Below are 12677 nucleotides of genomic sequence, written 5' to 3' on the forward strand. Positions count from 1 at the left end.
TAGTTCTAACTAAGCTTATTTTTCCCATTTTGAGCATAAAAATAACATTATCAGAATATAAAATAATCAATTTAATGAATAATATTTCTTATATTTTTTCAATCATATATCAGAATTTATACTTATGAATAATAGTGATTAATCAACTAAGTAATACGTAAAAAATCAAAATATTAAAAATAAATATGAAAAAAAATCAAAGATAACCTTTAAAGCTAAATTGCTGTAAAGATAGTTGTTTGCGGTTCTCTTGGAAACTATATTTCAGTTCTCCAAAAAATTAGTTAGTAAAAAAATTACCTCTGAGCTTGTTTATCAGAGGTGAAATTCGGGAATGCTTAGAAATAGAAAAATAACCCAAAAATAACGGTTATATAAATTACCCCTAAACCAAATTATTCACGGAACTGTAACAATGGTAGAGCCCAATCAGAAAACGTTTGTTCTTAAAGAAGGTTGGGCTTCTCAAGAAACAAGGGAACAACAACGCTTAACAGCATTGTCAGAATTAGGTTTAATGCAACCTGAGACAGTCCCAGTATTTGAAGAAGCCACTCAAACAGCCGCACATTTTTTAGAAGCACCAATTTCTATGTTGGGCTTTATGGATAATGAACGTCATTGCTTTAAATCTGCTGTTGGTTTATCTCGGTTGGGATTGATGAACCAATTAGCTCAAACTCGTCAACTGATGCGAGGAGAATCTTTTTGTACTCAAGTAGTAGAAAATTCGCAACCAGTAGTTATTAACGATACTCGTAAACATGCCCAATCAGAACTATTTGCTAGCAAATTAGTGAATGATTATGGTGTTGGAGCTTATTTAGGAGCACCACTAATTGATTCTCAAGGTAATTGTTTGGGAACTTTAGCAGTAATGGACTTGCTCCCACGTAATTTCACCAATCGGGATATTGAATTTTTACAAATTATCGCCCGATGGAGTATGAGCGAATTTGAACGTAATCGGGTACTGCAATCTTTACCATCAGTAGTTAAAACCGTCACTCCTCCTGTTGCTGATTCAACTGGTTGGTCATCTTCACAATCCTCAACTCCACCAACGATCGCTGATATCAAAAAAACTCCTCAGGTTTTACCCAAAAATATAGACAGTACAAATAAGCTCAAATTACAATTGCTCGGACAACTGACTCAGGAGTTACGCACTCCTTTAACTTCCGTACTTGGTATGACAAGTGTTTTGGGAAGAGAAATTTACGGACCCTTAACAGGTAAGCAAAGAGAATATCTGGAAATAATTCAACACAGTGGTCGCTATTTACTTTCCTTGGTAAATGAAATTTCTGAATTGGGTGCAATGGATAATATTTCTCATGCTCTCAATCTGACACCTGTAGATATTGAAATGCTCTGTCAGCAAGTTATTAATACTTTAGATGAAGTCGCAAACCGTCGAGAGCAAAATATCCGACTTTCTATAGAACCCGGACGCAATCGAATTTGGGCTTTGGATAAAGATAAAGTCAAGCAAATACTATATCACTTAGTTTTTAGTGTGGTTCAACTTTCAGCCACCGGTAGTATTGTCCGCATCCACGTTTCCTACAAAGAAGATTTTATCAGTATTACTGTTTGGGCTTCCCATCCTTGGCTGGGAGATGGAATTACAGAAGTTGACCCATATTTCCGTTTAAAACAAACGCCTTTATTAGAATTTACTGGAGACAAACCAAAGTATGAACGAAATTCCCACAATTCTGGACAAAACTACAATGTAAGTGCTTCAAGCTTCACAGATAATTTTTCTTTTGGAAGTAATTCTAAGTTAGGTCTTCTCGGAGATGTCAGTCAAGAATCAAATACAGCAAACGGAAGTATATCTCGTGAAAGTTTGGGTTTATTGCTAAGTTCGCAATTAGCAGAAATACATGGTGGTAGCATCACCATTCAAGGATCGACAAAATCAGGAAATCGCTATCTATTAAGCCTACCACTACAAATGGCATCTACAGATTCAGCTAAAGAAGATTCTGATGAAATTTAAAGTATGTGAAATTAAAGCACGTGAAGTTAAAGCATGTAAAATTTGAAGCATAAATTGATTAGCATGGACTATAGACTGGGTATTTTTTGCGGAATCATCTGCAGGAAATAGTTTTAGAGAAATAGGGGAAAGTCAAAACTCCAGTTGGATGTTAATGGGAAATCGATGATTGTCAATATTTAGTCAATCTTGAACTTGGTGTTTTAAATTGATAATCATTGATGATTATTTTCCATTTGCAATCTAGAATCTTACTTTTTTGACCTTACCCCAATTATGATTAGTCCAAGTTCAGTGCTAATTACTAACTGCTAAAAAGTTTTTATGAATTTAGTTTGGCAAAGATTCACCTTGTCGAGCGTACCGCTCAAAGAATATCTTCGCGGTAGTTTGTTGTATCGCTCTGTATTCGGAGTATTGGGTTCTTGGCGACAAGGTAGTATTTTACTACAGTGGGGAGATGCGATCGCAGCAGCTTTACTCAGCTTAGTGTATGCGCTAGCACCCTTTGTCTCTACAACACTTATAGGTTTACTGCTGGTTGCTTGCGTAGGATTCTGGTTCCTATTAACAGTATCAGATGACATGCGTTCACCTGACTATGTTGGTGTAACCCCCATTCATATACCTGTATGTATATTTTGGGGAGCAGCTGTTATTGCAACAGCACTATCACCGGTAAAAGCTGCAGCACGGAGCGATCTAATTACTTTCACTCTGTATTTGTGCCTATTTGCTTTTTGTGCCAGAGTTTTAAGATCGCCGCGAATTCGCTCCTGGTTAATAATACTTTATTTGCACGTATCCCTGATTGTAAGTATTTATGGATTACGACAGAAATTCTTTGGTGTTGCACAATTAGCAACTTGGGTCGATCCCGAGTCACCCTTATCAAAAAGTGTGAGGGTTTATAGTTATTTAGGAAATCCCAATTTACTGGGTGGATATCTCCTACCAGCGGTGATTTTAAGTTTAATTGCCATATTTTCGTGGCGTGGATTACCCCGGAAAGCTTTGGCGATAACTATGTTTGTTGTCAACTTGGCTTGTTTTCGCTTTACTGATAGCCGTGGTGCTTTTATTGGCTTGGCTGTAGCTTTAATTGCTTTAGTATTTATATTGCCGTATTGGTATCAGGAATATTTACATCCATTTTGGCGCAAATGGTTATTACCAATGCTAATTGGAGGTTTTGCCGCTTTGATTGTAGCAGCGTTGGTATTCTCCAATGAGTTTCGCCTGCGAATTCTCAGTATTTTCGCTGGTCGTGCGGATAGCAGTAATAATTTTCGGATGAATGTTTGGACTGGTGTATTTAAGATGATTGGGGATTATCCGGTGTTTGGAATTGGTCCGGGTCATAATTCTTTTAACAAGGTGTATCCTCTGTATCAGCTTCCCCGTTATACAGCTTTAAGTGCTTACTCAATTTTCTTGGAAATAATTGTGGAAACTGGCTTTGTTGGTTTAGCAAGTTTTATTTGGTTGTTAATCGTTACATTTAATGCTGGGTTGCTACAATTACAACGTTTGCGTCAATTAAAAAATTCAGATGGACTCTGGTTAATTGGAGCAATGGTTACTATGGTGGGAATGCTTGCTCACGGTTTAGTGGATACTGTATGGTATCGTCCCCAGGTAAATACCCTGTGGTGGTTAATGGTTGGCATAGTTGCTAGTTATTACACCCCTTTAAGACAAGCAAAGAAACAAGAATTTACTTCACCAAATCCAAATTCTGCAGCGTATTAAACAAGATTACGTCACAAAAAATATCCCAGTCATAAGGGCAAACCGATGTGCGCCCTTACAATTAATAAATTATGGGATGAGAAAATTCTTTGGTAGAGACGTTGCAGAGACTAACTCTGTAGCGTCTCTAAAGGCTAAAAATGATTTGAATTAACACATTTGCTTTAGGATTACTATTTCCTTGCAGAAACGCAATACTTATAGCTGCGCTACTTACGGTTCTTGTACACTTCCGCGCTTCCCCTAATCTATCGTCATAATGACTGTAATTTCGTTGTCTGTGCGTAAGTACTGATAAATTAATAAGTGCAACGATATACGGTTGGTTGAATGGTGGGTCAAACACTTGATGGGCGCTATAAAATTATCAGAAAAATAGGAGAAGGGGGTTTTGGTATCACCTTCCTGGCTGAAGATATCAAACGTCCGGGAAATCCTAAATGTGTGGTCAAGCAGTTTCAACCCATGCGTACCGATCCATTGACTTTACAGGTAGGAAAAATTCTTTTTGACAGGGAAGCTAAAAACCTCGAAGAGTTAGGAAACCATGACCAAATCCCACGATTGTTAGCACACTTTGAAGAAAATCAACAGTTTTATTTAGTACAGGAGTTTATTGAAGGTCACGATCTAACTAAAGAAGTGTACCCCGGTAAGAAATTGAGTGAAGCTGAAATCATTCAGTTGTTAACGGATATTTTAGAGGTTGTAGCATTTATTCATAAACAAGACCGTATTCACCGAGATCTTAAACCTTCTAATATTATGCGTCGCAAATCAGACGGCAAGATAGTATTAATTGATTTTGGTGCGGTTAAACAAGTTGCAGGAGTAGAAGGAAATCAACATGGGTATACAGCTGTTACCCGTCACATTGGAACTCCCGGTTATATGCCAAGCGAACAAACCCAAGGTAACCCCAGGTTTTGTAGTGATATCTATGCAGTGGGGATGATTGCAATTCAAGGTTTAACGGGTTTGCGCCGTCATCACATAACATCAGATGCCAAGACAGAGGAAATTAATTGGCAAGGTCATGTTAAAGTTAACTCCAAGCTGGCAAATGTTATTAATAAAATGGTGCGTTATGACTTTCGCCAACGTTACCAATCAGGGGAAGAGGCTTTGCAAGCTGTAAAGGGGTTGATGCCTACATCTCCAGCAATATCCACATCTCTACAGTGGAAACTTTTGCTAGGAGTAGTATTTGCGACTGCGTTAATTTCGGCAGGTATAATTTTTTATATATTGAATTATATATCTAAAAATTCTGTGACCGATTATTTAGTTCATAAAAATGATAAGTATGGAATTCAAATAAAATATCCTGAGAAGGGTTGGAGAAGACAAGATAAAACTGATTTTAGAGGTGAAGTCGCTAACTTCTTTCCCACTAATAAAACTAAACTATCTTCTTGTCCAACAAATGTTTTTATTAATGTTAATGATTTCCAAGAGGGTAAAATATTTTCTTTAGATGAATATAAAAATTTTGCTTTAAAAAAAATTAGAAATATTAATCCCAATACAAAAATTACTGATAGTTCAACTTCAAAGACGACGTTATCTAATTTTAGAGCTTATAAATTGGTTTATACTCGCCAGGATGGAGGATGTAGTTTACAGGTAATGGAGATTGGAACGGTAAGAGGTGGTAAGGCGTATTTTATTATTTATACGGCAGAAGAAAAGCAATATTCTGAGTTTTTACCAACGGTTAAAAAAATGATTAATTCATTTCAGATTGTGGAAAGTAATTAACTCTATCTATTGCTACAAATTTAGTCACTGCTGTAGAAATGTAAGCGTCCAAAACCAAGAAATTGACCGCGAGATTTCTCACCAACAGGAAATGCTTTGACTCCAAAAAGATAAATCCCTTCCGATACAGGGTTTTGTCTTGCTTGTAAATCAACTGTGATGGTTTTACCGGGTAATACTGGTGGATCAAAGATTAGTGATACTGTTTTTGTTTTTTTATCACTAGTTATATCTTTGAGTTTCAGCTTCTTTCCTTTTTTAGAACGTGTTCCTTCAAAGACAAAACTCTTTTTGAGATTAAAGCGAATGTATTCTAAGCCTTCGTGTTGGTTAATTGTGATTTTTTGTAATGGTGTTCCGGCCTCATCTGGCAGCTTAATAAGCTTAATAGTGAAATAATATGTTACTGCTGATTCCCTGACATTATCATAGGTGGTGTTTGCGTAAGTCAAACGCGGTGGTTGAGTAAAATATCCAATTCTAGGTGTATCTACTGGGGGAACAGATGGTGTTGGTGATGGTTTAGGAGTTATGGGTGAAGAAGGGGCGATCGCTAACGCAATTTTCTTATAGGTATTAATGGGAATTGCAAAAAAATCCGTTACTCCAGTTCTGGGATCTCTTATACCTCGTCCATTAATCCCCACTAATCGTCCTTTTTTATCCAGTACAGCACCACCACTCATCCCTCGTTTAATGCTGTTGGTATATATCCAGCTATAGCCATCTTTCGCATTGGTCAAACGTACAGAAAGATTCCCAGGTCGAGACTGAAAGCAACGTTGCAAACAAACAGCATCGGTATCAGCCCAACCAGCAGCGTAAACCGTTGAACCTTCTGTCACTTTGTCAGAATTAGCTATATTCGCAGTTTGATAATTTTGATTACTCTGAAATTGGAAAACAGCTAAATCTACCCCATATAATCTTGTGACCTGGTTAGATTTCACTGGGTAACGCCTACCATCTTGTGTTTGGATCGTGTATTTTCCTGTGGTATCTACTACATGTTCATTGGTAACGACAGTATAAATACTACCTTCTTTCTCAACTATTACCCCACTACCAGCTTCGGGACCACTAATACGAACTGTAATCTTTTCAGCAATGGCTTTAATTTCCGGTGGTTCTAATGCTACTACAACTTGATGCGATACCATTACATGGGCTGCACCAAGGAGTATCGTAGGTAATCCATAGGCAAACTTCATTATTTGTCCTTTATTTAACTTGGTTGTCCTGGGAATCAACTTTGGCTGTATTGAAATTTATTGTGAACTCACCCTTTGTTAAATCTTGTGATCCGTTCAATTGCGGAAATTGTTTAAACACAGTCTTCACTGGTACAGCCAAACTGGAACGAGTAATTTGTTCTTGCAAGGGTTTACTTGGCTCAGTCCCATCCTCATACAAATCAACAGCATCCCACAAATGTTCCTTATGTAACCCATTAATTCCCACAACTTCACCATAAATATTTAACAGTGGTGCGCCACTCATTCCCTTACGAATATCATTGGTATAACCGATTTGATAACCTCCCTTTAAAGCTTTCTGCAAAAGCAACGAAACTTCACCTGTAGTGAATACCAAACCTCTTTCCCGTCTTAAATGGGAAGAAGAAAAGATATGAAAAACCCAAGAACTATTCTTTTCTTCCTTCTGTTCTGGCTGCTTAGGAGGAAATTTAGCAGTAAATCCACCTACAAATACCTTATCTCCAACTCCTAAAGTAGATGAATCTCCTAAATTTGCAACTTCATACACAGTATCAGGACTACGAAACTGTAATAATCCCAAATCATTACCATCCAACTTCACAGTTTTAATTAAAGTAGTTTGATAAATTCGCCCATCTGGAGTTTGAATACGATAAGGGGATTTAGCTGCTCTGAGTACGTGAGCATTAGTAATTACTGTATAAACCCCTTGTGATTTTTTTAGTAAAGTACCCGATCCTAAAAACTCTTTTGACAAGACTTTGACCGTAATAGAATCAGCGATATGTCGTATCTGTACTACTGTGAGTTGATTTGATGGCAGTGGTATTGGAGATTGCTGGCAATGATTATTTTTACAATTATCCACCAAAATTTCTTGCCTTGATTGTGCAAGTGACACAACACCAAGACAAGTAAACAGAATTAATATGGGATATATTCCTAGCTTGAGCAATAAATGCCATTTCATCCTAAAGAAAGCAGTTTGTTTGATATTTTTGTTAGCTCCACGCGATCGCCGGTGATATTTTGACTTTTAACTTACTCTTACGAGAAGGCTTATAGCTGCGCTACTTTCAGATCCGCCAATGAACTTTGAATTTTGACTTATGTCCTACGGACACGCTAGAGGCTCCGCCAACGCCGTAGGCTCTAGCTATAGCTGCGCTACCTACGGAGCCGCTACCTTACGGATCCGCTAATGACTTTTAACTTCCCCTTACGGGGTTTTATCTATAAGTTTTTTTACGTCAAGGTAAAACTCACCATCCACATATTGAATAAATTTATCGCCACTGAGTTCAATAATTGGCTCTTTTGCAGCACCACGACGGAAATAAAGTATCTGTTGAATGATAAAGCCAGGATCGCTTCCTTTTTTAAGAGTTACTAATATATTTTGAGAAGAACAACCACCACCTGGGCGTTCAGAAATACATAACACCGGATAACCGTTTAGATCTTCTCTACCAGTAAAATAGAATCTCCCATTGTCATAGTAACGGCGGAATCTTGCTGAAACTATCTTACAGCGTTGCAAGGGAGAAACATCGAAAGCATCACTAGCCCAGCGAATAAATGGCTCCTTCCCTCGTGATGTTCGAACCCATGTGATTGGTACATCATTGAGAACTGCACAGTAAAACTTTGAACCTCCTCCATAGCTAGGTTTAATAAAGCTGATGGTAGTGACAAACCCTAAAGCAATAGCTGTAGCAACTTGGGTAACTGTCCTGATATTCATAGCCAGGTAAAGCCTTTGCTCATTCAATTTTATGAGTACATATACAAGCTACGATGTAACGGTAATAATTTTCGGAAATTTCTCATAAATTTACGATTTTTGGTTAAAAGTAGTGATGATATGCATCAAATCTAAGGAATAAAATCACTACATTACAATTACTCCTCTTTCCCTTTGTTTCTCTAAAGTTAAAATATATTAGTTTTATTAGGACTTACACCTTCTAGTCAGAGATAATGGAGGTTTAAAGATTTTTATCTCAAACTCTCCTTCAGTAGGAAAAATGAGGTAAATTCTATACTATTTATGATTTAAAGCATATTGGAGACAAACACAATTTTCAATGAAAGATAAGAGTAATAGTAAAAGTAAGAGTCAAGGTTTTAAAGTTATTGCTGATAACCGGCAAGCACGTTATTTGTACCATATCTTCGAAACTTACGAAGCTGGAATTCAGTTATATGGAACCGAGGTTAAGTCGATTCGTGCAGGGAGAATTAATCTTCAAGATGGGTTTGCTTTAATTCGCGATGGTGAAGTATGGCTTATGAACGTACATATTTCCCCTTATAATTCCACCGGAAAATACTTTAATCATGAACCCCGTCGCACCCGCAAACTGCTTTTGCATCGTGAGGAAATTCGGAAATTAATCGGTAAAATCGAGCAAAAAGGTTTAACCTTAGTACCATTAAAAATGTACTTCAAAGGTGGTTGGATTAAAGTAAGCCTTGGTCTAGCTCAAGGTAAGAAACTACATGACAAACGTGAAGACATCAAACGTCGCCAAGATCAACGTGATATGCAAAGAGCAATGAAAAATTATTAAATTGGAATTTGATGTTTGACCAACTACCAATTCCAATTACCAATTACCAATTCAAAGCCAAACGGTATTAGAATAGATCGCAGCTTGACCACAATACTGATTTTGTTCGTCAACTAGATTCCAGATAATACCGTTTTTGATATGAAAGCGCTTACCAGTGCTGCTAATACGAACTCCAGAAAAATTACTAAAACCTTTAGCTTCAGTTTCTTGTAATAATCTGTCACGTTCTTCCTGAACCACTTCTTCCGCACTTTGACGAGATGGCATTTTGGTAAACTCTTCCCAGGAAAGCTCCCATGTTGTCAAAGCTTTGCGATTACCGTAATTAAAAATTGGATCTGCTTCCGTACCATGAGAAACTAAAGCAAATGGCGCTTCAAAAATTTGTTGTGCTATTTCTTCGGGCGAATCACTCATGTTTACCAGATCATTTCCCGTCCAATGCTTGTAACTTTGCAATACAAGTTGAATATGACGAATTATTGCATCTTGTTCCCAAGGTAATTGTTGGTTATTACTCATGTTCAAGCAAAGTAGCACTATAAAATATATTTTCCGTCAAAACCCATTTCTGTCAAAACCCAATCCCTTTATTCCCATTCGAGAAAATTTCTGACCAATTACCCAACCATAATGCAATACAGTTCAGTTAAGATTTTTTTAAACAAATAACACTGTAGAGACGTACCATGGTACGTCTCTACAAAAGAAATTTAGGCTTATCTGAACCGTATTGAAGCATAATGAACTTCCAAAACAAAACAGTTTTAATCACAGGTGCATCTGGCGGTATTGGTAAAGCTACTGCTGTTGCTTTTGCTCAAACTGGGGCTAAAGTTGCAATTCACTATCATCAGCAACAAACAAAAGCCGAACGACTACGAAATTCACTTGCGGGTACGGGACATATTACAGTTGGTGCAGATATTGCTGACGCTAAAGCTGTAGAGGAAATGGTATCGTTAGCGATCGTACAATTGGGACAGATTGATATTTTAGTCAATAACGCAGGTATTTATAAAGAACATCCCCTCGATAAAACTAATTATCAAGACTGGCAAAATATTTGGCAAGAAACAGTTAATATCAATTTAATTGGTGCGGTCAATGTCAGCTATTGTGTTGCTCGTCATATGATAGACAATAATCGCGGACGAATTATTAACGTTACTTCGCGGGGTGCGTTTCGCGGCGAACCAACAGCCACAGCTTACGGTGCGAGTAAAGCTGCACTCAACTGTTTTAGTCAATCTTTAGCACAACATTTAGCACCATATGGAATTGCTGTAACCGCTGTTGCACCAGGTTTTGTGGAAACCGATATGACACAAGCGTTATTACAAAGTCCCCAAGGTGAAGCGATTCGTCAGCAAAGCCCTTTTTATCGGGTTGCGCGTCCCGAAGAAGTTGCAAATACTATTTTGTTTTTGGCTTCTGAGGAAGCAGAATTTCTCAGTGGGGGTATTGTGGATGTGAATGGAGCGAGTTATTTACGATAAAGGATAGAAGCGGTGAGGGATAGAATTAAATAACAGTATTTAATTAGTTGTACATCCTTTGCACGAACGATAAAAACTAATATTATGATTGCCAGTTCCCAATTTCAATATATGACTCCCCAAGAGTTTCTGGAATGGGAAAAAACCCAGGAACTACGCTACGAATACATTGACGGGGAAGTATTCGCTATGACCGGGGGAACAAAACCCCATAACCGCATCGCTTTAAACTTAGCCACTGCTTTGGATGCTTTTCTTGCAGAAAAAGGCTGTGATATTTTTATAGCCGATGTGAAAGTGCAATTATCTCCATCGGGACCTTACCATTATCCCGATGTGGTAGTAACTTGCGATCCAAAAGATCGAGAATTAATAGATTTAATTGAACATCCTTGTTTGATTGTCGAAGTCCTTTCCCCATCAACGGAAGCTTTTGATCGGGGTAAGAAATTTACCCGTTATCGACAATTAAATAGTTTGCAAGAATATGTTTTAATTCAGTCTGATGAAATTGGTGTGGAATGTTTTCGCCGTAATGATGAAGGTTTATGGGTTTTGTATACCTATGGGGCTAAGGATACTTTATATTTGGAAAGCGTAGGATTTTCAATCCCTGTGGAAAAGTTATATCGACAGGTAAGGTTTGATCTCGAAGAGAAAAATTAAGATAAAATCATATAGAAAAACAAGATTCCCAAATTTTTGATCTAGTTAGGAATCTCGTTGTTGAAACATTATATTGATTTAACTTTATTTACTTTTTTGCCAGTCATCCAAAGCACCGATGACAAATGCTGCTGCGGGATGATTGAGAAATTGTGCTAAAGCTTGGATCCCACCAGTTTTTAAAGCACTGACTATGCGATCATGTAGCTGATTATGCGATCCTGTAATTTACGTAAGCAAACTAAATAGAATCTTGAAAATATTAGATTTTGTTTTTTTGAACACGAAATAAGCTACATTTTCTAATCAGATACAAAATACTGATAAAAGTAGATGAAATCCACCAATATACGTAGTCTATTTCAGGCATGAGGTAACACTGAGATAACAATCAAAGCTAAAAATCCAAATACAATTCCTAATATGAACCAAAGGGTACTGCTACGACCTTTCTCTTCTGCAATTCTCATAGTTATCGCAGCTATACTCACCAGTAAAATTAAACCAATTATTATTCCTAATCCTTCCATTCATACCTCCTATTTTTATACATAAAAAGTAATGAAATTAGTCGTTGGGGAATTAATATTCAGATGGTGTAAAACTCTACACAAAAACTCTTCTCTTTATTTATTCCCTCTTATTTTTAGAGGATTTCGAATTTACAAAATTGAATGATAGTTATATCGCACTACCACAAACGATTAGCTCTAATCACACCGGTTGAATCCCTAAAAATGTCAGCAGTACGATAAACAATTAAGTTGGGAGGATAATATGTTTGCCATCTTTGATATCGGTAATTATAGATAAACCATCTACCTCTTGAATCTGCAAAAAATAGGTCTTTACGGTAAGGTTCTATGAACGTACTACCGATGTAAGTACTTCTATTTCTATTGGTAATAGCACTCACATTTTCTTCTTTTGGATTAAATGCTCGGTTTATAACCTCAGAAGCAATAGTAGAACCAGCTTCAGAAAAGAACGGAGAAACAACATATTCACCCAAAAAATTGCCTAATGCTTTTCCTATTCCTCTACTACGAGGTTTTGCATGAGTAGGTTGTGCAATTTCTGCCTGAAAATATAGCGGTTTTCATTTGAATCAAATACATTTTCTAATTCCCAAATGTAGAGACGTAAAATTTTACGTCTCTACGAGGTGTACTACACTCAACCGAAAACCGCTATA

Annotated in this window: 12 protein-coding genes and 1 pseudogene; 6 read left to right on the top strand and 7 right to left on the bottom strand. The window is 37.2% G+C overall.

The features are described 5' to 3' along the window. The first annotated feature begins 415 nt into the window (after positions 1-415). The 3 genes from QNJ50_RS04430 (at position 416) to QNJ50_RS04440 (ending at position 5521) form a co-directional block, all read left to right on the top strand. Positions 416-2008, top strand: coding sequence for a GAF domain-containing sensor histidine kinase (locus tag QNJ50_RS04430; RefSeq protein WP_300632490.1), 1593 nt, complete (start codon positions 416-418; stop codon positions 2006-2008). 324 nt (positions 2009-2332) lie between these two features. After that, positions 2333-3760 (top strand): IctB family putative bicarbonate transporter, encoded by a 1428-nt coding sequence (locus tag QNJ50_RS04435; protein WP_300632493.1) that lies wholly within the window; start codon positions 2333-2335, stop codon positions 3758-3760. A 330-nt stretch (positions 3761-4090) separates the two neighbouring features. Beyond that, the gene (locus QNJ50_RS04440) at positions 4091-5521 is read left to right on the top strand and encodes a serine/threonine-protein kinase (RefSeq protein WP_300632496.1); all 1431 of its coding nucleotides are present in this window, start codon (positions 4091-4093) and stop codon (positions 5519-5521) included. Between the two features lie 20 nt (positions 5522-5541). Here QNJ50_RS04440 and QNJ50_RS04445 read toward each other — a convergent pair whose 3' ends face one another. From QNJ50_RS04445 to QNJ50_RS04460, 4 genes and pseudogenes are all read right to left on the bottom strand, one after another. Further along, positions 5542-6054 (bottom strand): DUF2808 domain-containing protein, encoded by a 513-nt coding sequence (locus QNJ50_RS04445; RefSeq protein ID WP_300632523.1) that lies wholly within the window; start codon positions 6052-6054, stop codon positions 5542-5544. A gap of 42 nt (positions 6055-6096) precedes the next feature. Then, positions 6097-6732, bottom strand: a pseudogene (locus QNJ50_RS04450) (serine protease); the annotation flags it as partial. Between the two features lie 10 nt (positions 6733-6742). Further along, positions 6743-7711: a serine protease gene (locus tag QNJ50_RS04455; protein WP_300632499.1), complete on the bottom strand. Its 969-nt coding sequence runs from the start codon at positions 7709-7711 to the stop codon at positions 6743-6745. Positions 7712-7960: 249 nt separating this feature from the next. Beyond that, the gene (locus QNJ50_RS04460) at positions 7961-8485 is read right to left on the bottom strand and encodes a COP23 domain-containing protein (RefSeq protein ID WP_300632502.1); all 525 of its coding nucleotides are present in this window, start codon (positions 8483-8485) and stop codon (positions 7961-7963) included. Between the two features lie 343 nt (positions 8486-8828). Between QNJ50_RS04460 and smpB the strand changes: the two genes are divergently transcribed. Next, on the top strand, positions 8829-9314 hold the full coding sequence (gene smpB / locus QNJ50_RS04465; protein WP_300632504.1) for an SsrA-binding protein SmpB: 486 nt from the start codon (positions 8829-8831) through the stop codon (positions 9312-9314). A 51-nt stretch (positions 9315-9365) separates the two neighbouring features. Here the strand turns inward: smpB and QNJ50_RS04470 are convergent, their stop codons facing one another. Then, positions 9366-9839, bottom strand: coding sequence for an MEKHLA domain-containing protein (locus QNJ50_RS04470; RefSeq protein WP_300632507.1), 474 nt, complete (start codon positions 9837-9839; stop codon positions 9366-9368). Between the two features lie 221 nt (positions 9840-10060). On the opposite strand from QNJ50_RS04470, the gene QNJ50_RS04475 reads away from it, so the two are divergent. Beyond that, positions 10061-10816 (top strand): SDR family oxidoreductase, encoded by a 756-nt coding sequence (locus QNJ50_RS04475; RefSeq protein WP_300632510.1) that lies wholly within the window; start codon positions 10061-10063, stop codon positions 10814-10816. An 84-nt stretch (positions 10817-10900) separates the two neighbouring features. Beyond that, positions 10901-11482, top strand: coding sequence for a Uma2 family endonuclease (locus tag QNJ50_RS04480; RefSeq protein WP_300632512.1), 582 nt, complete (start codon positions 10901-10903; stop codon positions 11480-11482). A 362-nt stretch (positions 11483-11844) separates the two neighbouring features. Here the strand turns inward: QNJ50_RS04480 and QNJ50_RS04485 are convergent, their stop codons facing one another. Then, a complete protein-coding gene (locus QNJ50_RS04485; RefSeq protein ID WP_300632515.1) occupies positions 11845-12012 on the bottom strand; it encodes a hypothetical protein in 168 nt (55 codons plus the stop codon). 161 nt (positions 12013-12173) lie between these two features. Next, entirely contained in the window at positions 12174-12494 is a 321-nt protein-coding gene (locus QNJ50_RS04490; protein ID WP_300632518.1) for a hypothetical protein, read from the bottom strand. Between the last annotated feature and the right edge of the window lie 183 nt (positions 12495-12677).

It is taken from the genome of Mastigocoleus sp. MO_188.B34 (assembly GCF_030065675.1).
Classification (GTDB): Bacteria; Cyanobacteriota; Cyanobacteriia; order Cyanobacteriales; family Nostocaceae; genus Mastigocoleus.

Coding starts and splice junctions, on each gene's coding strand:
- QNJ50_RS04475 (WP_300632510.1), top strand. CDS start 10,061: ATGAACTTCCAAAACAAAACAGTTTTAATCACAGGTGCATCTGGCGGT.
- QNJ50_RS04485 (WP_300632515.1), bottom strand. CDS start 12,012: ATGGAAGGATTAGGAATAATAATTGGTTTAATTTTACTGGTGAGTATA.
- QNJ50_RS04435 (WP_300632493.1), top strand. CDS start 2,333: ATGAATTTAGTTTGGCAAAGATTCACCTTGTCGAGCGTACCGCTCAAA.
- QNJ50_RS04440 (WP_300632496.1), top strand. CDS start 4,091: ATGGTGGGTCAAACACTTGATGGGCGCTATAAAATTATCAGAAAAATA.
- QNJ50_RS04455 (WP_300632499.1), bottom strand. CDS start 7,711: ATGAAATGGCATTTATTGCTCAAGCTAGGAATATATCCCATATTAATT.
- QNJ50_RS04460 (WP_300632502.1), bottom strand. CDS start 8,485: ATGAATATCAGGACAGTTACCCAAGTTGCTACAGCTATTGCTTTAGGG.
- QNJ50_RS04430 (WP_300632490.1), top strand. CDS start 416: ATGGTAGAGCCCAATCAGAAAACGTTTGTTCTTAAAGAAGGTTGGGCT.
- smpB (WP_300632504.1), top strand. CDS start 8,829: ATGAAAGATAAGAGTAATAGTAAAAGTAAGAGTCAAGGTTTTAAAGTT.
- QNJ50_RS04470 (WP_300632507.1), bottom strand. CDS start 9,839: ATGAGTAATAACCAACAATTACCTTGGGAACAAGATGCAATAATTCGT.
- QNJ50_RS04480 (WP_300632512.1), top strand. CDS start 10,901: ATGATTGCCAGTTCCCAATTTCAATATATGACTCCCCAAGAGTTTCTG.